Below are 21,915 nucleotides of genomic sequence, written 5' to 3' on the forward strand. Positions count from 1 at the left end.
ACGGGGCTCCTCGGAGGTTGACCATGCAGCACTCCCGCGTCCGGCGCGCCGCCCTCGGCGCCGTCGCCACCCTCGTTCTCGTCCCGCTCGTGGCCTGCGGCCAGGGCGACTCCCCGGCCTCGGCGGCCGAGCGGCCGACCGCGGACCGGAGCGAGCAGCCCGCGCGGAGCACCGAGAGGCCCGCGCCGAAGGCGGACGCCGCGTCGTACACCCGCGCGTTCAAGAAGCTGGAGCGCGAGTTCGACGCACGGCTCGGCGTGTACGCCGTCGACACCGGCACCGGCCGCGAGGTGGTGTACCACGACGGACGCCGCTTCGCGTACAACTCCACCTTCAAGGCCCTGGCCGCCGGGGAGACGCTGCGCACGTACGCGCCGGACAGGATGGACCAGGTGGTGAAGTACTCCAAGGACGACCTGGTCACCTACTCGCCCATCACCGAGAAGCACGTCGACACCGGCATGACCCTGCGCGCCCTGTGCGACGCGGCCGTCCGCTACAGCGACAACACCGCGGCCAACCTGCTGTTCGACAAGCTCGGCGGCCCCAAGGGCCTCGACGCCGCGCTGGAGCGGATCGGCGACGACGTGACCCGGATGGAGCGCGTCGAGCCCTTCTTGAGCCGGTGGGTGCCGGGCGAGAAGCGGGACACGAGCACGGCCCGCGCCCTGGCGAAGGACCTGCGCGCGTACGTACTCGGCGACGTCCTCGCCGGGCCCGAGCGCGCCCAGCTCGCCACCTGGCTGAAGACCAACACCACCGGCGACCACGTCATCAAGGCCGGGGTCCCCAAGAACTGGGTGGTCGGCGACAAGACGGGAACCGGCAGCTACTACGGCGCCCGCAACGACATCGCCGTCGTGTGGCGCCCCGGCGCCGCTCCCCTCGTCGTGGCGATCCTGTCGCACCGCGGCGACAAGGACGCCACCCCCGACGACAAGCTGATCGCGCAGGCGGCGTCCGTGGTCGCCGACTCGATGGCGTAGCCGCCACCAGGGAGCCCTTGATGAACGACACCGAAGGCACCACCTACGGCCGCGAAGCCCCTGCCCGCGAGGCCCGCAAGACCCGCGCGGCCGTCGCGGCGGGCGTGGCCGTCGCCCTCGCCGCCGGGACGGCGTACGCGACCGACCTCGGACCCTTCGCGGCGAAGAAGCCGAAGGCGCCGCAGGCCGCTCCCGAGGCCGCCGCGCAGGCACGGGCGTTCCTCGCCGACTGGTCGGCGGGCCGCCTGGCGCGGGCGGCCCGGCTGACGTCGAGCCCCGAACAGGCGGAGCGCGTGCTGCGCAACTTCACCACCGGCCTCGACATCGCCAAGCCCGTGCTGCGGGCGGGCGAGGCCACCGCCGACGAGGACGGCGCCGTGACCGTGTCCTTCACCGCCACGATGCCCGTCACCGGCCTCGGCACCTGGACCTACCGCTCCCGCCTGCCGCTGCGCGAGAAGGACGACGGCACCTGGGCCGTGGACTGGAAGCTGTCCGTCGTGCACCCGAAGCTGAGCGACACGGAGAAGTTCCGCCTGGAGCGCGAGGACACCGGCGCCGCCAGGGTGAACGACCGGAGAGGGGCCGCGCTCTCCGGCGACACCCACCCGTCCCTGGCGCCCGTCCTCGCCCAGCTGTCCGGCGCCGCCGGAGCCGGGCCCCGCGGTGCGATCCGGCGCGTCGACCGCGCCAGTGGCGCCGTCACCGGCACGGAGGCCACCTTCGGCGCGCGGCGCGCCCGAACCCCCAAGGAGCCGGTCGCCACGACCATCGACCCCGCCTGGCAGTCCGCCGCCGAACGGGCCCTCGCGGCCGGGGCCAAGGGCAAGGACGCCGCCCTCGTCGCCCTGCGCGTCGACAACGGCGAGGTCCTCGCCGTGGCCAACTCCCCGGCCACCGGCTTCAACCGCGCGCTGTCCGGCACCTACGCCCCCGGCTCCACCTTCAAGGTCGTCACCACCAGCGCGCTGCTCCTCAAGGGCGCCGTCGCACCCGGTGACACCGTGGACTGCCCGCGCTACCTCACCGTCGGCAAGCGGTTCCACAACGTGGAGAAGTCCGAGCACCGCGGCGCCACCTTCCGCGAGGACTTCGCCGAGTCCTGCAACACCGCCTTCATCGGCCTGCGCGGCAAGCTCGCCGACGACGGCCTGGGCGAGGTCGCGCGGCGGTACTTCGGCATCGGGCAGCGCTGGCGCACGGGCGTGCCGTCCTTCGACGGGGCCGTGCCCGCGCCCCGGGACGAGACGGAGAAGGCCGCGGCCATGATCGGGCAGGGCCGCGTCCTGGCCAACCCGCTGGTGATGGCGTCGGTGACGGCCACCGCCGCCTCGGGCACCTTCCGCCAGCCCACCCTCACCCCGGGGCAGAAGGACACGACCAGGACGAAGGCCCTGCCGCGGGAGGTGGTCGGCGCGCTGCGGTCCCTGATGCGGACGACCGTCACCGACGGCACCGCCCGCGGCCTGGCCGCGCTGCCCGGCGCGGTCGGCGCCAAGACCGGCACCGCCGAGGTCGCCGAGGGCACCCCGAACAACGGCTGGATGGTCGCCCACCGCGGCAACGTCGCCCTCGCCGCCGTCGTCGAGAAGGGCCGCACGGGCGGGGCCTCCGCCGGACCCGTCGTCAAGGAGGTGCTGGCGGCCGTCGACTCCGACCCCTCGTGAAGCCGTCGACCCCGCCCCCTCGTGACAGTCGCCGCCGCCCCCGCGTGACAGCCGTGTCAGCCGTCGTGTCAGGGCAGTGACAGGGGCGTGTCAGGCCCGGCCGCGACGGTAGGGGCATGAAGAGTTCGGCAATCGCAGTCTCGGGGCTGCGCAAGACATACGGCGACAAGGTCGTGCTCGACGGCATCGACTTCGACGTCGCCGCGGGATCGGTCTTCTCCATGCTCGGCCCGAACGGGGCGGGCAAGACCACGACGGTGAACGTCCTGGCGACGCTGGCCGAGCCCGACGCGGGAACGGTCCGCGTCGCCGGGCACGACGTGGCGACCGCGACCAAGGAGGTGCGCGCGGCCATCGGGGTCACCGGACAGTTCGCCGCCGTCGACGAGCTGCTCACCGGCCGCGAGAACCTGCGGATGATGGCTGACCTGAAGCGCGTGCGCTCCGGCCGCCGGGTGGTCGGGGAGCTGCTCGACCGGTTCGACCTGGTGGAGTCGGCGGACAAGCTGGCCGCGACCTACTCCGGCGGCATGCGCAGGAAGCTGGACCTGGCGATGACGCTGGTCGGCAGCCCGCGGATCATCTTCCTCGACGAGCCCACGACGGGTCTCGACCCGCGCAGCAGGCGCACGATGTGGGGGATCGTCCGCGAGCTGGTGGCCGAGGGCACCACCCTCTTCCTCACCACCCAGTACCTGGAGGAGGCCGATCAGCTCGCCGACCGGATCGCCGTGCTCGACCAGGGCCGCCTGGTCGCCCAGGGCACCCCCGAGGAGCTCAAGCGCCAGGTCCCCGGCACCCACGTCCGGCTCCGCTTCGCCGACCGGTCCGGGCTCGACGCGGCGGCGCGCGTCCTGGCCGGGGCCGCGCGGGACGAGCAGGAGCTGATCCTGCGGGTGCCGAGCGACGGCGAGTCGAAGTCGCTGCGGGCCCTGCTCGACCGGCTCGACCAGCACATGCTCAACGCCCAGGAGTTCTCCGTGCACACGCCGGACCTCGACGATGTCTTCCTCGCCCTGACCGGGCGCCCGAGCACGGAGGCGACCGCCCAGTGAGTACTGTCTCGACGGCCCTGACCGATTCGACGATCATGCTGCGCCGCAATCTGAAGCACACCCTGCGCAACCCGCTCGTGCTCTTCAACGCGGTGCTGTTCCCCATCGTGATCATGCTGTTGTTCGTCAAGGTGTTCGGCGGCGCGTTCGCGGTCGGTGAGGACTACATCGACTACGCGACGCCGGGCATGCTCGTGATGGCCGTCAGCTACGGCCTCGGCTCCACCGCGGCCGCCGTGCACGACGACATGGCGAAGGGCATCATCAACCGCTTCAAGGCCATGGACGTCTCCCGCGGCGCCGTCCTCACCGGCCAGGTCGTCGTCACCACCGTGCGCTGCCTGGTGGCCAACGCGGCCATCGTCGGCGTGGCCTTCGCCATGGGGTTCGACCCGGCCGCGAGCGCCGTCGACTGGCTCGGCGTGCTCGGCCTCGTCGTCCTGCTGACCTTCGGGGCCAGCTGGCTGACCGTCGCCCTGGGCCTGGCCGCCAAGAGCACGGAGTCGGCGGGCCTCGCCACCGTGCCGCTGATCATGCTGCCGTTCCTGAGCAGCGCGTTCGTCCCCGCGGACACGATGGGGGCGGGCGTGCGGCAGTTCGCCGAGTACCAGCCCTTCACCCCGATCATCGAGACCCTGCGCGGGCTCCTCGCGGGCGACCCGTCGACCGGCGACGCGCTCGCGGCCGTCGCCTGGTGCCTCGGCCTCGCCCTCGTCGGGTACGCGTGGGCCCTCGCCACGTTCAAGAAGCGAGCGTGACCTCCACAAGGCGGGACCAGCCGGTCCCCGCCGCCTCCTGGGCCGCCTCGGCGAACCGCGCGTCGCCGAGGCGGCTCCGCGCCGTCCGCTCGATCCGTACGACGTCGGGGTGGGAGCGGTCCGGCAGGCCCCGCACGTCCGCGCTCGCCGCGAGCAGGCGCACCGCCTGTTCGTACGCGTCATGACGCAGTGCCAGGTCCGCGACCCCGACGAGCACCTGCGCGATCAGCGGCGCGTGCCCCGACTCGGACGCCGCCGCGCAGGCCGCCGCGCGGTGTGCCCTCGCCTCGTCGAGGTCGTCGGTCAGATAGGCGAGCAGGTCGTGCGTCACCGCGCGGATGCTCGCCTGTTCCGCCTCCCGGCCGAGCAGGGCCGTCACGGTGGCGAGGTGCTGCCGGGCCTCCTCGGCACGGCCCTCCCACCGGGCGAGCTCCGCCTTCGCCAGGGCCAGCAGGGCGAGCGCGCCCGGCCAGGTGACGCCCTCCGCGCACCGCTGCGCCTCGGCGAGGGCGGCCGCGCCCGCGGCCTTGTCGCCGAGCAGCCAGTACAGCTGGGCCTGGCGCGACCGCAGCCGGATGACGTCCTCCCCTGCGCCGACCTCGGTGACGACCTCGATCGCCTCCTCGTAGTACGCGCACGCGGTGGCGAACTCGCCGCGCACGGCCATCCGTTCGGCGAGCTCGCTCAGGGCGAAGGAGATCCCGAACCGCTCGCCGAGCGCCCGGAACTCGCCGAGCGCCCGCTCCAGATACGCGTCCGCCTCCTGCCCCTTGTGGCCGAACACGACCCGGAACTTGCCCAGGTGGAGCCGGGCGAGGGCGCGCACCCAGGGGTCCTCGTCGGCGAGCAGCGCCTCCCACGCGGGCAGGAACGCGTCGGGCGCCCGCACCAGGCGCTCCATCGGGGCGACGAGCCCGATCGCCGGGTGGCGGTGCCCACCGGCCGGGGCGCTCTGGCTGAACCGGTACGCCTGGTGGATCCACTCCGCGGCCAGGTGCTCGTCGCCGAGGCCGGAGGTCACGAACATCGAACCCAGGGCGTACACCGTGGCCCGGTACGCGTCGGTGACCTCGCCGGGCGTCCCGGTGGCCGCGGTGATCAGCTCCAAGCCCTCGGTCTTGTGCCCGCTGAGCCACCAGTACCAGCCCGCGCCCGCCGCGAGCCGCATCGCCGCCTGGGCCTCGCCCGCCGCGAGCGCGCCGCGCATCGCCGCACTGATGTCGTCGTGCTCGGCCCGCAGCACGGCGAGCCACTCCAACTGCTCGGCGCGGCGCAGGTGCGGCTCCGCGGTCTCGGCGAGTTCGGTGCAGTAGGCCAGGTGCGCGCGCCGCGCCGACTCCGCCTCCCCGGCCTCCGCGAGCCGGAGTCCGGCGTACTCCTTGATCGTGCCGAGCATGCGGTAGCGGGGCGCGCCCTCGCCCACGGCGCGCAGCAGCGACTTCTCGGTCAGCGAGGTGAGCAGCTCCAGGACCTGCTCCGGCTCGACGGAGCCGACACCGTCGGCGGGGTGGCCCGCGCAGACCCGTTCGGCCGCCTCCAGGCTCGCCCCGCCCGCGAACACCGACAGCCTGCGCAGGACCGTCCGCTCGGCCTCGGTGAGCAGCTCCCAGCTCCAGTCGACCACCGCGCGCAGCGTCTTGTGCCGCGGAAGGGCGGTGCGGCTGCCGCTGGTCAGCAGGCGGAACCGGTCGTCGAGCCGGTGCGCGAGCTGCTCGACGGACATGGTGCGCAGGCGGGCCGCCGCCAGTTCGATCGCCAGCGGCATCCCGTCGAGGGCCCGGCACACGCGCACCATGGTCGCCAGCGTGGCGGCGTCGGCCGCGAGGTCCCGGCGCACGGCTGTGGCCCGGTCCCGCAGCAGTTGGACGGCGGGCGAGGACGCGATCGCGCCCGGGTCGGCGTCCGGCTCCGGCAGGGCAAGGGGTTCGACCGGCCACAGCGCCTCCCCGGTGATGCCGAGCGGCTCCCGGCTCGTCGCGAGGATCCGCAGCCGCCTGCACTCGCCGAGCAGCCGGTGGGCGAAGACCGCCGCGGACTCGATGACGTGCTCGCAGTTGTCCAGGACGAGGAGCGCGTCGCGCTCGCGGATCGCGGCGATGAGCCGGTCCGTCGGCTCCGCGCTCGGTGCCTCGCCGAGCAGGGTGTCCCGCAGGTCGAGCGCGGCGAGCGTCGCCTGCGCCACGTCGCCGTCCGCGCCGATCGCGGCGAGCTCCACCAGCCAGGCCCCGTCCGGTACGTCGCCGAGCAGGGTGCGCGCGGTCTCCGCGGCGAGGCGGGTCTTGCCCGCGCCGCCCGGCCCGATCAGGGTGGTCAGCCGGTGCTCGGCGACGAGTTCGCGGACCGCGCTGACGTCGGCGTCCTTGCCGACGAACGTGGTCAGCTCGGCGCGCAGATTGGTCCTGCGGCCCGCTTCGGCCCGCTCCCGCTTCCGTTCGTCGCGCCCGAGCTCGCCCCGCAACAGCGCGACGTGCAGCGCGGCGAGGTCCGGCGAGGGGTCGACGCCGAGCGCGTCGGCGAGGGCCTCCCGCGCGTGCTGGTACGCCTGGAGCGCCTCGCTGTCGCGACCGGCCGCGACGAGGGCGCGCATCAGGGCGGCGACGAGCCGTTCGCGCACCGGGTGCGCGGCGACCAGGTCGGTCAGCTCCGTGACCAGCTCCGCGCCGTGCCCGAGGGCGATCTCCGCGTCGACGCGCTCCTCGGTGGCGCTCAGGCGCAGCGCTTCGAGCCGGACGGCCGCGGCGTCGCACGCCTCGCTGTCCTGGAGGCCGATGTCCTGCAGGGCCGCACCGCGCCACAGGCCGAGGGCCTCGCGCAGCAGCCGCGCCCGCCGGGAGGCGTCCTCGGCGCGGGACTGCCCCGCGCCGACGAGGCGTTCGAACCGCACGGCGTCGACGGCGTCGGGCTCCACGCGCAGCCGATAGCCGTCGGGCTGTCCCTCGACCACCCCGTCCGGCAGCAGCTTGCGCAGCCGGGAGACCAGGCGTTGCAGGGCGTTCGTCGCGTCGGCGGGCGGGCGCTCCCCCCAGATCCAGTCGACGAGCGACGCCTTCGGGACCACCTGGTCCGGCTTGAGCGCGAGGGCGACCAGCAGCCCGCGCAACCGCGCGCCCGGCACGTCGGCCAAGACGCCGTCGTCCGTGCGAACCTCCAGTGGACCCAGCATCCTGATCTGCACCCGCTGATTTTGCCATGCACGCGGCTGGGCGACGCGTGGCCCCGTCAGCGCGCCAGGGCCGCCCGTGCGGCGGCCACGGCCTGCTCCGCGTAGCCGCGGCCGAAGAGCACGGCGTGCACGAGCAGCGGGAAGAGCTGGTGCAGGCCGACGCGGTCCCGCCAGCCGTCGGCGAGGGGCGCCACCTGCTGGTAGCCGTCGAGGATCCGCTCCAGGTGCGGGCAGCCGAAGAGGCGCAGCATCGCGAGGTCGGTCTCGCGGTGTCCGCCGTGGGCGGCCGGGTCGATCAGCCAGACGTGTCCGTCGGCGCCCCACAGGACGTTGCCGTTCCACAGGTCGCCGTGCAGCCGGGCGGGCGGTTCGGCGGGCCCGGCCAGCTCCGGGACGCGCGCGCAGGCGCGCTCGACCACGGCGGCTTCGGCGGGCCGCAGCGTGCCGTCGTCCACGGCGCGGCGCAGATAGGGCAGCACCCGGTGCGCGGCGTACCAGCTCGGCCAGTCGGTGCCGGGCACGTTGCGCATGGGCGCGAGCCCGATGTACGCCTCCTCGGGCCCCGTGGGCGGCGGGGAGCCGAAGGCGGGCGCGCCGGTGGCGTGCAGGGCGGCCAGTTCCCCGCCGAAGCGCGCCGCCGCGTCGGCGCTCGCCCGGCCGGGCGGCACGCGGTCGATCACCAGCCACCCACCGTCGTGGCCGTGCACGGTCGGCACGCGCACGGTCCCGGTGGCGGCGAGCCAGCGCAGGCCCGCCGCCTCGGCCCGCATCGCACCGGGCGCGTCGTCGTGCTTGACCACGACCACCCGCCCGCTGTCGAGGACGACTTCGGTGAGCACGGCCGACAGCGGCCGCTCGGCGGTCGCCGCGTGTCCGGTGAGCCGGGCCGCCACGGCGCCGGGGCCGTGGCCGGAGTCAGGGCGGGTGCTCATGGGGCTCCAGGGTGCTCGGGCGCGGGCCGCCGGGGCCGCGTCGACCCGTTCTGCGTCGGCTGGTTCGGCGTCGATGGGGACCGCGTCGACCGGTTCTGCGTCGGCTGGTTCGGCGTCGATGGGGACCGCGTCGACCGGGTCGGCGCCGTCGGGGTGGGGGGCGCCGCGCGCTGCCGCAGCACCGTGGTGGCGACCTCCACGAAGTCGGCCACCGGCCCCTCGCAGCCGCCCTCCGGCACGGCGAGGCACGTCTCGACCGGCGGGGCGTCCGTCACGGGCACGTGGACGAGGTCCGGCCGGGGGTAGGACCGCGCGACGCTCAGCGGTACGAGCGCCACGCCGTGCCCGGCGGCGATGAGCTCCAACTTCTCCTCGACCGAGGACGTGAGCCGCCGCCGCGCGTCCAGGACCGGCTCACCTTCGAGGTCCGCGGAGAGCAGCTCCGCGCGCCGGGCGAGGCGGTGCGTGACGGGCACGCAGGCGACCCGGGGCTCGCGTCCGATGGGGACGACGCGCAGCCCCGCCGTGTCGAACGGCCCGCGCAGAAAGCCCACGTGGGCCCGGCCGTCCCGCAGCGGGGCGTCGCCCTCCCACCAGCGCGACGGGACGAGGCCGACCTCCAGCTCCGCACGGCGCGCCGTGAACGCGACGATCGCCTCGGACACGTGCAGTCCGGGCGAGAAGGCGATGACAAGCCGCTGGGCCCCTCGGTCGGCGTCCCGCACCCGCCGCAGCGCCGCCTCGACGGACGCGGTGAGCCCGCGCGCCTCCTCGTGGAGCTGCCGACCCGCGGCGGTCAGCTCCACGCTGCGCGTCGTACGGACGAAGAGCGCGCAGCCCAACTCCCGCTCGAAGGCCCGGATCTGGCGGCTGAGGACGGGCTGGGCGATGTGGAGCCGCTCGGCGGCCCGGCCGAAGTGCCGGTGGTCCGCCACGGCGACGAAGTAGCGGAGCTTGCGCAAGTCAAGATCCATACCCTGAGCGTATCAATCGTCAACAGAAGGTATTGGACGGCGTGTTGGGCCGCGCCCCAGACTCGACGCATGATCGTCATCACCGCCCCGACGGGGGACATCGGCAACCAGGTCCTGCACACCCTCCTCGACGAGGCTCCGGCGCACGGCGAGGAACTCCGCGTCGTCGTACGGGACCCCGCCAAGCTCTCCGGGCCGCTGCGCGCACGCGTCGACGTCGTGCCCGGCTCGCACCGCGACCCCGAGGTCGTCGACCGGGCCTTCACCGGTGCGGACGCGGTGCTGTGGATCGTCCCGCCGAACCCCGCGACGCCGACCCTGGAGTCCGCGTTCACCGGGTTCACCCGTGCCGCCGCGCGGGCGTTCACGGCCCACGGCGTGCGGCACGTGGTCGGCGTCTCGGCGCTCGGCAGGGGCACGCCCCTGGCCGGGCGCGCCGGACTGGTCACGGCGTCGCTGGCCATGGACGACCTCATCGCGAGCACGGGCGTGGCCTACCGGGCGCTCGCCTGCCCGTCGTTCATGGAGAACCTCCTGGGCGAGGTGGGCTCCCTGCGGGACAAGGGGGTGTTCAGCGACACCTCCGCCGCCGACCGCAAAGCCCCCTCGGCCAGCACGCGGGACATCGCGGCGGCCGCCGCCCGCCTGCTGCTCGACCGGTCCTGGTCGGGCACCGGAGAGGTGCCGGTCCTCGGCCCGGAGGACCTCTCGCCGAACGACATGGCCCGCGTCATGTCCGAGACCCTCGGCCGACCGGTCCGCTATGAACACCGGTCGTACGACGGCCTCGCCGCCGAACTCACGGGCCACGGCCTCGGCGACGCGTTCGTCCAGGGCCTGATCGAGATGAAGCGCGCCAAGGAGGAGGGCCTCGACGACGGCGTGCCCCGGACTCCGGCGACCGCGAGCCCGACGACCTTCCGCGCCTGGTGCGAGCTGGTGCTGCGCCCGGCGATGGCCGTCTGAGGCCCGCCCGCCGACGGGGCCCGCGCGCGCCGCCGCGTACGGGACCCCTCCCGAATCCCGCGCAGGACACTGCCACGGCGTACCCGGACGAGGAACGAAAGCCCGATGGCGGACGCCCGCCGGAGGGGGACAGGCGTCCGCCGCACGGCTCCGTCGCCCGCGTGCGCCGACCGACGACGTCGAGATGGGCGGGCGGAGCGATGGCGGTTTCCCGGTTACGGACCGACGCGGTGACGAAGGGCAGCCTCGGCCCGGCCGTCATCGCCGAGCTCAAGGCGCAGCTGTGGCCGGTCGACTGCCAGAGCTGCGGCCGCCCGCTCGGGCGGTGGACGGCGGCCGCCCTCGAGGTGGCGGCACAGGACGCGGTCGCCGCCGCCGCGCTGCACCATCCGCGCTGCCGCCGCCCCGCCTGGCAGGACCGGCCGTTCGGCACGCCCGCCGAGCGGCCGCTCCTGTCCTGGCGGGCGAGCTGCACCCTGCTGCCCCCGGGCGGTGTGCCGACCTTCCTGGTGAACCCGTCGTACGAGTGCGCGCTGCTGCGCCGGACGCGGGACGGCGGCTGGCGCGTGGCCACGCTGGACCCCTTCGTGTCGCTGGGCCTCGCCCTGGACTTCCCGTCGAGGAGGCCGCCCGCGGTCCCGGCCCTGTCCGCCGCGATCGACGGGGACCGGATCTCCGTCGACGTGCGGCGCGACGGCGGCGTCGCCCACGCCTGGCACGACGTCCCGATCGGCGCCGACGTCGCCGCCGCGGCGCGGGAGTCGGGGGAGGTCCTGGTCGCCGTGACGACGCTGCTCGACGTGGGTCGGCCGTTCCCGCTCGACGCGCTGCTCACGCTGCTCGGCGGGCGCCGGGTGGCGCTCGGCCCGGCGCGGCTCACCGCCCTCCGCTTCTCCCGGTCCGCCCAGGCGCTCACGGCCGACGACTTCTCCGCGGACGTGCGCCGCAGTTCCTTCGCCCTCGCCTACGGTCTGATCAGCCTGTCCCGGCCGCCCGAGGACGCCGTCGTCGCGGCCGCGTTGGCCCTGTGCGAGGGCGACGAGAGGCCGGTGCGCGGGCTGCGCGGCCGGGCCAAGCTGACCGCGCTGTTCCTGGTGAGCCATCTGTACGCGCTCGGTTCACGGGGCGCCGGGCCCGGGGTCTACCGGGGCGGCGGTGTCCACGTCGTCGCTCCGGACGCCCACCGCGCCAAGGAGTACGTCGACTTCTTCGCCCCGCTCCTGGAGCGGACGAGGGCGATGACGGTCGCCCGCCTCGGCGCCGAGCCGCTGTCGCCGGAGGGCGGCGAGGCGTATCTGGCGGACATTGTCATCGGCACGGCCGAGGAGTTCGCCGCCGCCTGGGCCGCCTACCGCGACGCGGGCCCGGACTTCGCCCCGCACGCCGCCCGCGGCCATCTGGCCCTGCTCGTCGAGGCAGGCGGCGCGGAGCCGGGACCCGAGGCGTTCACGTGCCGCTACCCCAGGCTGGCCAGCGTGTGAGCGGGGGCGCCGCGTCGCTGAACTTCCCCCGGAGCAGGGGCCCTTCGGCGGTAGCCAGGGGGAGGCCCTCGCGTGGCGCCCGTCGTGAGTGAGGTCAGCCCTACCAAAGAAGTTCCCCGAAGGTGTGGGCCTTGGATGATCATTGCGACTGTATTAGGTTAGCCTTACCTAACCGATACGGGGGGAGTCGCCCATGCCTGACCACATACCCGGCGCCCGCGCCGCGCTCGCCGACAGAACCGCCCTGGTCACCGGGGCGGGACAGGGCATCGGCGCGGCGGTCGCCGAGGCGCTGGCTGCCGAGGGCGCCCACGTGGTGGCCACCGACCGCGACGCCGACGGCCTCAAGGAACTCGCCGCCGCCTGGGCCGCCGACCCGGCCCGGCGGGACGGGGGCGCGGGCGCCATCACCGCCCAGGTCATGGACGTCACCGACGCCGCGTCCGTCGAGGCCGTGGCCGCCGACACCGAGCGCGCGCACGGCCCGGTCGACATCCTCGTGAACGTGGCCGGAATCCTCCGCCCCGGGCCCGCCGCCGAACTCACCGACGCCGACTGGGCGGACACCTTCGCCGTGAACACCAGCGGCGTCCTGCACACCGCACGCGCCGTCACGCCCCGCATGGCCGCGCGCGGCCGGGGCAGCGTCGTCACCGTCGGCTCCAACGCCGCCGGGGTGCCCCGCACCGGCATGGCCGCCTACGCGGCGTCCAAGGCCGCGGCCGCCATGTACACCAAGTGCCTCGGCCTGGAGCTCGCCCGCAGCGGCGTGCGGTGCAACGTCGTCGCCCCCGGCTCGACCGACACCGCCATGCAACGCGCCCTGTGGACCGACGAGAGCGCCCCCCGACGGGTCATCGACGGCGACCCCGCCACCTACCGCACCGGCATCCCGCTCGGCCGCATCGCCGAGCCCCGGGACATCGCGGACGCCGTCGTCTTCCTCGCCTCCGACCGGGCCCGCCACATCACGATGCAGGAGCTCTACGTCGACGGCGGCGCCACCCTCCGCTGACGCCCCACCGCCCGCACCACCCCCGCGCCGCACCCGCACCCGCACACCCATCGCGTCCGTACGCCCGCACACCCACGGACCGTGAGAGAAACGGAGACCCTCGTGTCGACGGCACCCGATGTCGCCCCCCATGCCCCGGCCCCGATCACCCCCACCGGGGCACTGGACCAGGCCCGCCGGGCGGTGGAGGCCGACCCGGACCACCCCGCCGTGGGGGCCGCCACCGCGCTCCTCGCCGCCTACGCGCCGGGCGCCCGCTTCCTCGGCACCCCCACCCGCACCCTGCTCGGACAGGGCGTCCACAGCGAAGTGCCGCACGACACAAGACCGTTGGCCGCGCGCGTCGCGCACACCCTGGCCGCCGCCCGGGAGGCGGGCGTCGACGCCCCGGTCGTCATCGGCGCCGTGCCCTTCGACCAGGACGCCCCGGCCGCGCTCGCCGTGCCCGCCGTCCTGCACAGCGCGCCGCCGCTGGCCGCCGACCCGCTCATCGCCCTGCCCGCCCAGGCCCCGGCCGCCGCCGACTGGCGCATCCGGCAGGTGCCCGCGCCCGAGCACTACGGCAAGGCCGTCGCCGCCGCCGTCGACCGCATGTGGCGCGGCGAGTTCAGCAAGGTCGTGCTCGCCCGCACCCTCGAACTCGACGCCCTCGACAGCGCGGAGCCGGTCGACGTCGCCGCGATGCTCCAGCGCCTGGCCCGCCGCGACCCCAGCGGCTACGCCTTCGCCCTGCCCACCGGGCCCGAGCGCACCCTCATCGGCGCCAGCCCCGAACTCCTGGTGTCCCGGCGCGGCCGCCAGGTCGTCGCCAACCCGCTCGCCGGGTCCGTACCGCGCAGCGCCGACCTGGCGGAGGACGTGCGCCGCGCGGCGGCCCTGCTGCGGTCCGCGAAGGACCTGCACGAGCACGCCGTCGTCGTCGACGCCGTCCACCAGGCGCTCGCCCCGTACTGCGCGGACCTGACGGTCCCGGCCGCGCCCACCCTGATCCGCACCGCCGCCATGTGGCACCTGTCGACCACCGTCACCGCCACCCTCGCCAGGCCGGAGACCTCCGCGCTCCACCTCGCCTGCGCCCTGCACCCCACCCCGGCCGTGTGCGGCACGCCGACCGCCACCGCCCGCGAGGTCATCCGCGACAGCGAGCCCTTCGACCGCGGGTTCTTCACCGGCATGGTCGGCTGGGGCGACGCCTCGGGCGACGGCGAGTGGGTCGTCACCATCCGCTGCGCGGAGGCCGAGCGCACCTCCCTGCGCCTGTACGCGGGCGCGGGCGTCGTCGCCGCGTCCGAGCCGGAGGCCGAGACCGCGGAGACCGCCGCGAAGTTCCGTACGTTCCTCGCCGCCGTGGGGGCCGAGCTGTGAGCACCGAGACGCCCCTGACCGCCCGGTCCCTGGCGCCCACCTGGCCCGAGGAGTTCGCCGCCCGCTACCGCGCGGCGGGCTGGTGGCGCGGCGAGACCTTCGGCGGCATGCTGCGCGAGCGCGCCGCGGCCCACCCGGACCGGACCGCGATCGTCGACCCCGCCACCGACCGCCGCTGGACGTACGGCGAGCTCGACGCGCGCGCCGACCGGCTCGCCGCCGGAATGCTCGCCCGCGGCATCGCGCCCGGCGACCGCGTCGTCGTCCAGCTCCCCAACATCGCCGAGTTCTTCGAGGTGGTCTTCGCCCTCTTCCGGATCGGCGCCCTTCCGGTGTTCGCGCTGCCCGCGCACCGCGAGACGGAGATCGCCTACTTCTGCCGCTTCACCGAGGCCGCCGCCTACGTCATCGCCGCCGAACACGGGGGCTACGACTACCGCGCGCTCGCCGCGACCGTCCGCGCCGAGGTGCCGACGCTGCGGCACGTGTGGGTCGCCCAGGGCGAGCCGGGGGAGTTCACCGCCCTGGACGACGTACGCGCCGACACCGGCGGCCCCGTGGACCTCACCGGGCCCGCGCCGCGGGACCTGGCCTTCCTCCAGCTGTCCGGCGGCAGCACCGGCGTGCCCAAGCTGATCCCGCGCACCCACGACGACTACCTCTACTCCCTGCGCGGCTCCAACGACCTGTGCGGCGTCGACGAGCACAGCGTCTATCTGTGCGTGCTCCCCGCCGCCCACAACTTCCCGCTGTCCTCGCCCGGAACGCTCGGCGCGCTGTACGCCGGAGCCCGTGTCGTCCTCAGCCCGCGCCCCGACCCCGAGACCGCCTTCGCGCTCGTCGCGGCCGAAGGCGTCACCCTCACCGGACTCGTGCCGCCGCTCGCCCTGCTGTGGACCCAGGCGGCCGCCACCACCGCCCACGACCTGAGCAGCCTCGACGTCCTCCTCGTGGGCGGCGCCAAGTTCAGCGAGGAAGCCGCCCGGCGCGTCCGCCCGGCTCTCGGCTGCACGCTCCAACAGGTCTTCGGCATGGCCGAGGGCCTGGTCAACTACACCCGCCTCGACGACCCCGAGGAGGTGATCGTCACCACCCAGGGCAGGCCGATCTCCCCGGACGACGAGATACGCGTCGTCGACGACGAGGACAACGACCTGCCGCCCGGCTCCACCGGACACCTCCTGACCCGCGGCCCGTACACCATCCGCGGCTACTGGAACGCCCCCGAGCACAACGCCCGCTCCTTCACCGCCGACGGCTTCTACCGCACCGGGGACATCGTCCGCCTCACCGACACCGGCCACCTCGTCGTCGAGGGCCGCGCCAAGGACCAGATCAACCGCGGCGGTGAGAAGATCGCGGCCGAGGAGGTCGAGAACCACCTCCTGGCCCACCCCGCCGTCCACGACGCCAACGTCGTCGGCGAACCCGACCCCTACCTCGGCGAGCGCACCTGCGCCTATGTGATCCTGCGCCCCGGAGCCGAGCCGCTCAAGCCCGTCGCCGTGAAGCGCTTCGTGCGCGAGCGGGGCCTCGCCGCGTACAAGGTCCCCGACCGCGTCGAGTTCGTGACCGCCTTCCCGCACACCGGCGTCGGCAAGATCTCCAAGAAGGACCTCAGGGCGGCCGCCGCCGAACGGCCCGCCGCGCCCTGACGGGGCCCGCCCCTTCGTACCCGACCCACCGATTCGCACCCCACCCGGACGGAACGCACCGCACCATGGCCCTGCCCCGCATCACCCCCTATCCCCTGCCCACCGCGGCGGACCTGCCCGCCAACCGCGTCGACTGGACGGTCGACCCGGCCCGCGCCGTGCTCCTCGTGCACGACCTGCAGAACTACTTCCTGTCCGCGTACGACACCGAGGCCGCACCGGTCCCCGAACTGCTGCGCAACGTGGGCGCCTTGAAGGAGCGCGCGGCCGCGCTCGGCGTGCCCGTCGTCTACACCGCGCAGCCCGGCGGCCAGACCCCCGCCGAACGCGGCCTCCAGCAGGACTTCTGGGGCCCGGGCCTGCCCGACGACCCGTGGGCCGCCGCCATCGCCGGGCCCGTCGCCCCGGGCCCCGGCGACCAAGTCCTCACGAAGTGGAAGTACAGCGGGTTCGTCCGTACGTCCCTGGCCGACGACCTCCGTGCCCAGGGCCGCGACCAGTTGGTGATCGTCGGCGTCTACGCCCACATCGGCGTCCTGATGACAGCGTGCGACGCCTGGATGCGCGACATCCAGGCCTTCGTGGTGGCCGACGCCGTGGCCGACTTCTCCGCCGACGACCACGCGATGGCCCTGCGCTGGGCCGCGGGCCGCTGCGCCGTGGTCACCACCACCGACGAGGTCCTGGCCGCGAACCAAGGCTTCCCCAAGGGGAGTTAAAAGAATTCCCACTGGTCTGCACCTTGACTGGTATAGACCAAGCCGGGTTGACTGCGCCCCAGTCCGTCTCGACCCCCCCAGCGTGGCTCGCTGCCGCATCGAGGAGTGATGAGATTGAACGAGCGCAAGCCGAACAGAGGCGTCGCCGCCCGGGCCCGCGAACGCGCCCGGCGGCTGCGGCCGTTGCTCGCGGCGTCGGCCGCCACCGGCGTCGCGGCCCTCCTGGCCACCCTGATGCCCGCGTCGTCGGCGGCCGCCGCCCCGGCGGCGGCACCCGCCTGCGCGGGCGCCTGGGACTCCGGCGCCGTCTATACGAACGGCTCCACCGTGTCGCACGGGCAGCGCAACTGGCAGGCCAAGTGGTGGACCAAGGGCGAGACCCCCGGCACCACCGGAGAGTGGGGAGTCTGGGTGGACAAGGGGGAGTGCGGCACCGGAGGCGGGAACCCCGACCCGAGCGGCTTCGTCGTGAGCCAGGCCCAGTTCGACCGGATGTTCCCGAACCGGAAGCCCTTCTACACCTACCAGGGCCTGGTCGACGCGCTGAAGGCCTACCCCGAGTTCACCAAGACCGGCAGCGACACCGTGCGCAAGCGCGAGGCCGCGGCCTTCCTCGCCAACGTCAGCCACGAGACCGGCGGGCTCGTCCACGTCGTCGAGCAGAACCAGGCCAACTACCCGCACTACTGCGACAAGAGCCAGCCCTACGGCTGCCCCGCGGGCAACGACGCCTACTACGGCCGCGGCCCCATCCAGCTCAGCTGGAACTTCAACTACAAGGCCGCGGGCGACGCGCTCGGCATCGACCTGCTGCACAACCCGTGGCTCGTCGAGCGCGATCCGGCCGTCGCCTGGCAGACCGGCCTGTGGTACTGGAACACCCAGAAGGGCCCGGGCACCGTGACGGGCCACCAGGCGATCGTCGACGGCCACGGCTTCGGCGAGTCGATCCGCAGCATCAACGGCACCCTGGAGTGCAACGGCGGCAACCCCGCCCAGGTGCAGAGCCGCGTCAACCGCTACAAGGAGTTCGTCCAGATCCTCGGCACCACCCCCGGGGACAAGCTGAGCTGCTGACATCCAGCCGAGCCGCCGGGCCTCGCCTCCAGGGGGCGCGGCGGCTCGGGCGCGCGCCCGCGTCTTTCCGTCGTTCTGCGCGCGTTCGCCTGGGGAACGGGCCGCCGTGCACCCATACTGTCCGCCGTGCGAGTTGCGATGATGACAGCGGGCTCACGGGGCGACGTCGCCCCGTTCACCGGACTCGGCGCCGGACTCGTCCGGGCCGGACACGACGTGACCTTGGTGACGCACGCCCTGTTCGAGCCCCTGGTGCGGGGCTCCGGCGTCCGCTTCCACCCGCTGCCCGTCGACCCGCGGGCGGAGCTGCACTCCGAGCGCGGCCAGGGCCTGCACCGCAGCGGCACCGGCGCGGGCAAGCTGCTGCGGGCCATGGCGATGGGCAGGGCCGTCGTGGGCCAGTTCACCGACAGCCTCATCGAGGTGGCGCAGGCCAGCGACGTCCTGGTCCTGGGCGGTGTGGTGGCCCCCCTCGGCTGCGCCGTCGCCGAGGGCCTGAAGCTGCCGAGCGTCGGCGTCAACCTCCAGCCCATGCACGCCACCCGCGCGTTCGCGCCCCCGCTGGCCACCATGCGCTCGCTCGGCCCGGTGGGCAACCGCGTGGCCGGGCACGCGGTCACCGCCCTCATCGAGCAGATCTTCACCCAGGCCGCCCGCGAGGCACGTCGTCGGCTGGGGCTTGCGCCGCTCGGCGTCGCGGCCGCACGCCGCGCCCGCGAACAGCGGGGCTGGCCGGTCCTGTACGGCTTCAGCCCCCGGGTCGTGCCCCGGCCCGCGGACTGGCGCCCCGGCCTGGACGTCGTCGGCTACTGGTGGCCGCACGACCTCCAGGACCGACTGCCCGCCGAGGTGGAGGACTTCCTGGCCGCGGGCGCCGCCCCGGTCTACGTCGGGCTCGGCAGCGCCACCGTCCCCGACCCCGCCCGCCTCTGCGGCCAGGTCGTCGGCGCCCTGCGCGCGGCGGGCCTGCGCGGCGTGATCCAGCGCGGCTGGGCGGGCCTGTCCGCCGACGGTGACGACATGCTCACCATCGACGACGTCCCGCACCGTCTGCTCTTCCCGCGCACCGCCGCCGTCGTGCACCACTGCGGCGCGGGCACCACCGCCGCGGGCCTGCGCGCGGGCGTCCCGGCCGTGCCCGTCCCCATCCAGTTCGACGAGATGTTCTGGGCCGACCGCCTCACCGCCCTGGGCGCGGCCCCGTACCCGCTGCCCCTGCGCCGACTGAGCAGCGAGCGCCTCACCCACGCCCTCATCCGGGCGACGGGCGACCCCCGCCACCGGGAGCGTGCCCAGCTGGTGGCGGACCACCTCGCCACCGAGGACGCCGTCGCTCCCGTACAGGCCCTGTTGCGGCGCGTCGAGAGCGGCGCGTGCCTGTCGTAGCGCCCGCCCGCTCAGCCGACCGAGAACTGCGGGGTGCGCTCCCGCCACGGAACGGCCTGCTCCAGCTGCGCCGCCACCTGGAGCAGCAGGTCCTCGCGGCCGTGCGCGGCCACCAGCTGCACGCCGATGGGCAGGCCCTCGCGGCTCTGGCCGAGCGGAAGGCTGATCGCCGGGTTGCCCGACACGTTGAACGTGGCGGTGAACGGCCCGTACGTGAACAGGCGGTGCAGCCACGAGCGCGCCGAGTGCCCCTCGTGGTCGTAGTCGAGGGTCCCGTGCGGCGCGGGCAGCCGACCGAGGGTGGGTGTCAGGAGCAGGTCGTGCTCCTGGAAGAAGCGGCCGATCGAGCGCGTCACCTGGTTCTGCGCCTCGGTCGCGGCCATCACGTCGAGCAGCGTGAAGTCCTCGGTCTCGGCGAGCACGCGCCGCGACACCGCCTCCAGCTTCGCCGGGTCGGGCCTGCGCGGCGCGCCGCGCAGCACCGCGCCGCCTGTGGTGACCACCGTCAGCATCGCCGCCTCGACGACGGTGCCGCCGTCGACGTCGGGACCGGCCTCGGTCACCACGTGGCCGATCCACTCCAGGACCTGGCCCGCGGTGACCGCCGCGTCGGCGACCTGGGGATCGACGGTGCCGCCCGTCCACGGCACGGTGGTCAGGGCGATCCGCAGGCGCCCCGGGTCGGTGCGGATCGCCTCGGCGTACGGCCGCGTCGGCGGCGGCGCCTGGTACTTGTCGCCGACGGCGGGCGCGCAGACGGCGTCGAGGAGATGGGCGGTGTCCCGCACGGTGCGCGTGACCGCGAACTCCACCAGCTGCCCGAAGGCGATCTCACCGCTGGTCGGCCCGCACGGCGTGCGCCCCAGGCCGGGCTTGAGCCCGACGAGGCCGCACGAGGAGGCCGGGACGCGAATGGACCCGCCCGCGTCGTTCGCGTGCGCCAACGGCACGGCGCCCGCCGCGACCAGGGCGGCCGCCCCGCCGCTCGAACCGCCCACGCCGCGCCGGGGGTTCCAGGGGTTGCGCGTCGGGCCGTAGCGCACCGACTCGGTGGCGAAGCTCAGGCCGAACTCGGGCGCGGTGCTCTGCCCGAGCGCCACCAGGCCCGCGGCGCGGAACCGGGCCATCAGATCGTGGTCGACCACGGCGTACGCGCCCTGGATGGAGCGGCTGCCGATGGTGAACGGCACGCCCTGCGCGAAGGGCCCGCTGTCCTTGATGACGAACGGCACCCCGCCGAAGGGGCCTTCGGGCTCATGGGCGAGGGACGGGTCGAACAGCGGCTGCGTCAGCGCGTTGAGCTCGCCGTCGGCCTGTTCCAGGGCGCGCCGCGCGCAGGCCTCGACCTCGGCCGCGCTCACCTCGCGCGTCCGGATCAGCTCACGGAGGCCCACCGCGTCGAAGGACGCGTACTCGTCGAGCTCCAGCGCTCCCAGCTCCTTGCTCTGCCCGCTTGGTCGTCTGTGTCGTGTGCGCTCGCGTACTGCGCTCGCGTACGCGGAAGCCTCAGCGGCCCGGGGCCGGGGCCGCGAGGTGGTCGGTGAGCTCGCGGGCGACGGCCTCGGTGTGCTCGCCCAGGAAGAAGTGCCCGCCGGGGAGGACGCGCAGCCGGAACGGCGCCACGGTGTGCTGGGCCCAGGCCCTGGCCTCGGCGACGTCGACCAGCGGGTCGCTGTCGCCGGTCAGCGCGACGACCGGGCAGTTCAGGGGCGGCCCCGGCCGGTAGCGGTAGGTCTCGATGGCGCGGTAGTCGCCGCGCATGGCGGGCAGGACCATCCGCAGGACCGCCTCGTCGGCGAGCAGCTCCGCGTCGGTGCCGCTCAGCCGTCGCAGCTCCTCGACGAGCCCCTGGTCGTCGCGCAGGTGCACCCGCTCATCGCGGTGGCGCGACGGCGCCCGGCGCCCGGACGCGAAGAGGCCGCGCAGGATGACACCGCTTTCTTCCAGGCGCCGGGCCACCTCGAAGGCGAGCGTGGCGCCCATGCTGTGCCCGAAGAACGTCAGCGGCCGGTCCGCCCAGGGCCCGAGCTCATCGGCCAGACGGTCAGCCAGGGTTGATATGTCCGTGATGCACGGTTCCTTGAGGCGGTCCTGCCGACCGGGATACTGCACGGCCAGCACGTCCGCCGCCCCGCTGAGCGCGGCGGAGAGCGGGAAGTAGTACGTCGCCGAGCCGCCCGCGTGCGGGAAGCAGACGAGGCGGGCGCCCGCCTCCGGGGCCGGATGGAACCGCCGGACCCAGGCGCTGCCGGTCGATGCCACCACGGTGCCTCTTCTCCGCTTCGTGCCGGTGGTGCAGGTCAGCCGGGTGGTACCCGGTCCCGCTGGTGGTGCTCGCGCGGGAGTGGTGCGCGGGCGAGGGCTACCTTAAGCTCCCCGCGCCCCCGACGTGACACCGGAGGGGGTCCGGGTGCACTGAGGTATATTTCGAGCCACTGCGATGACCGGCCCGTGACTCCGTCCCCGCAGCTCGTACCCCCTCGATCCTCGGTCCACCATGAATTCCGGACAGACGGAACTCGCGACGGCGGGTACGGGCCAGGAAATTGGTGCTTGACGGTCGGCCCATTCGTGACGCAGTGTTGCGTGACAGTCGTCAGTGAGTAGGCGAGTAGGACGACTGCTCGACGATTAGGAAACGCCGGGCACGGGGGACGGGGCGTACGTACACATGGTTCAGCAGCGCAACGATGTCATTCGTCATGCTCGCCTCTCC

At 74.6% G+C, this 21,915-nt stretch carries 17 protein-coding genes; 12 read left to right on the plus strand and 5 right to left on the minus strand.

Going from position 1 to position 21,915, the window contains the following annotated elements; translation table 11 throughout:
• Positions 1–23: 23 nt before the first annotated feature.
• From bla to ACIG3E_RS29175, 4 genes are all read left to right on the plus strand, one after another.
• Positions 24–986: a class A beta-lactamase gene (gene bla / locus ACIG3E_RS29160; RefSeq protein ID WP_399622419.1), complete on the plus strand. Its 963-nt coding sequence runs from the start codon at positions 24–26 to the stop codon at positions 984–986.
• A 20-nt stretch (positions 987–1,006) separates the two neighbouring features.
• A complete protein-coding gene (locus ACIG3E_RS29165; RefSeq protein WP_399622420.1) occupies positions 1,007–2,653 on the plus strand; it encodes a penicillin-binding transpeptidase domain-containing protein in 1,647 nt (548 codons plus the stop codon).
• 116 nt (positions 2,654–2,769) lie between these two features.
• Positions 2,770–3,708 (plus strand): ATP-binding cassette domain-containing protein, encoded by a 939-nt coding sequence (locus ACIG3E_RS29170; protein WP_399622421.1) that lies wholly within the window; start codon positions 2,770–2,772, stop codon positions 3,706–3,708.
• The gene (locus ACIG3E_RS29175; RefSeq protein ID WP_399622423.1) at positions 3,705–4,466 is read left to right on the plus strand and encodes an ABC transporter permease; all 762 of its coding nucleotides are present in this window, start codon (positions 3,705–3,707) and stop codon (positions 4,464–4,466) included. Before ACIG3E_RS29170 ends, ACIG3E_RS29175 begins: the two co-directional genes overlap by 4 nt.
• Here ACIG3E_RS29175 and ACIG3E_RS29180 read toward each other — a convergent pair.
• The 3 genes from ACIG3E_RS29180 to ACIG3E_RS29190 are packed head-to-tail and all read right to left on the minus strand — an operon-like array spanning position 4,450 to position 9,535.
• A complete protein-coding gene (locus ACIG3E_RS29180; RefSeq protein WP_399622425.1) occupies positions 4,450–7,641 on the minus strand; it encodes a BTAD domain-containing putative transcriptional regulator in 3,192 nt (1,063 codons plus the stop codon). The two genes, ACIG3E_RS29175 and ACIG3E_RS29180, sit on opposite strands and share 17 nt — an antisense overlap.
• Before the next feature lie 44 nt (positions 7,642–7,685).
• On the minus strand, positions 7,686–8,561 hold the full coding sequence (locus ACIG3E_RS29185; protein WP_399622426.1) for a fructosamine kinase family protein: 876 nt from the start codon (positions 8,559–8,561) through the stop codon (positions 7,686–7,688).
• On the minus strand, positions 8,558–9,535 hold the full coding sequence (locus ACIG3E_RS29190) for a LysR family transcriptional regulator (RefSeq protein ID WP_399622428.1): 978 nt from the start codon (positions 9,533–9,535) through the stop codon (positions 8,558–8,560). Before ACIG3E_RS29190 ends, ACIG3E_RS29185 begins: the two co-directional genes overlap by 4 nt.
• A 69-nt stretch (positions 9,536–9,604) precedes the next feature.
• Between ACIG3E_RS29190 and ACIG3E_RS29195 the strand changes: the two genes are divergently transcribed.
• The 8 genes from ACIG3E_RS29195 to ACIG3E_RS29230 all read left to right on the plus strand — a co-directional run bounded on the left by ACIG3E_RS29195 (position 9,605) and on the right by ACIG3E_RS29230 (position 19,199).
• Positions 9,605–10,501 (plus strand): NAD(P)H-binding protein, encoded by an 897-nt coding sequence (locus ACIG3E_RS29195; RefSeq protein ID WP_399622430.1) that lies wholly within the window; start codon positions 9,605–9,607, stop codon positions 10,499–10,501.
• A 230-nt stretch (positions 10,502–10,731) separates the two neighbouring features.
• Positions 10,732–11,982, plus strand: a complete 1,251-nt coding sequence (locus ACIG3E_RS29200; protein WP_399622432.1) for a hypothetical protein — start codon at positions 10,732–10,734, stop codon at positions 11,980–11,982.
• A 193-nt stretch (positions 11,983–12,175) separates the two neighbouring features.
• Positions 12,176–12,997 carry a 2,3-dihydro-2,3-dihydroxybenzoate dehydrogenase gene (locus tag ACIG3E_RS29205; RefSeq protein ID WP_399622434.1) on the plus strand — a complete coding sequence of 274 codons (822 nt, stop codon included), beginning with the start codon at positions 12,176–12,178 and terminating at the stop codon, positions 12,995–12,997.
• Between the two features lie 162 nt (positions 12,998–13,159).
• A complete protein-coding gene (gene dhbC / locus ACIG3E_RS29210) occupies positions 13,160–14,362 on the plus strand; it encodes an isochorismate synthase DhbC (protein WP_399622562.1) in 1,203 nt (400 codons plus the stop codon).
• Entirely contained in the window at positions 14,359–16,017 is a 1,659-nt protein-coding gene (locus tag ACIG3E_RS29215) for a (2,3-dihydroxybenzoyl)adenylate synthase (protein WP_399622436.1), read from the plus strand. Before dhbC ends, ACIG3E_RS29215 begins: the two co-directional genes overlap by 4 nt.
• Before the next feature lie 65 nt (positions 16,018–16,082).
• Positions 16,083–16,736, plus strand: a complete 654-nt coding sequence (locus tag ACIG3E_RS29220) for an isochorismatase family protein (RefSeq protein ID WP_399622437.1) — start codon at positions 16,083–16,085, stop codon at positions 16,734–16,736.
• A 108-nt stretch (positions 16,737–16,844) separates the two neighbouring features.
• Positions 16,845–17,813: a glycoside hydrolase family 19 protein gene (locus ACIG3E_RS29225; RefSeq protein WP_399622439.1), complete on the plus strand. Its 969-nt coding sequence runs from the start codon at positions 16,845–16,847 to the stop codon at positions 17,811–17,813.
• A 141-nt stretch (positions 17,814–17,954) separates the two neighbouring features.
• The gene (locus ACIG3E_RS29230) at positions 17,955–19,199 is read left to right on the plus strand and encodes a glycosyltransferase (protein ID WP_399622564.1); all 1,245 of its coding nucleotides are present in this window, start codon (positions 17,955–17,957) and stop codon (positions 19,197–19,199) included.
• An 11-nt stretch (positions 19,200–19,210) separates the two neighbouring features.
• On the opposite strand, the gene ACIG3E_RS29235 is transcribed toward ACIG3E_RS29230, so the two are convergent.
• Positions 19,211–20,593, minus strand: a complete 1,383-nt coding sequence (locus ACIG3E_RS29235) for an amidase (RefSeq protein ID WP_399622440.1) — start codon at positions 20,591–20,593, stop codon at positions 19,211–19,213.
• A gap of 112 nt (positions 20,594–20,705) precedes the next feature.
• The gene (locus ACIG3E_RS29240; RefSeq protein WP_399622566.1) at positions 20,706–21,461 is read right to left on the minus strand and encodes a thioesterase II family protein; all 756 of its coding nucleotides are present in this window, start codon (positions 21,459–21,461) and stop codon (positions 20,706–20,708) included.
• Between the last annotated feature and the right edge of the window lie 454 nt (positions 21,462–21,915).

It is taken from the genome of Streptomyces sp. NPDC053474 (genome assembly GCF_044544845.1).
Classification (GTDB): Bacteria; Actinomycetota; Actinomycetes; order Streptomycetales; family Streptomycetaceae; genus Streptomyces.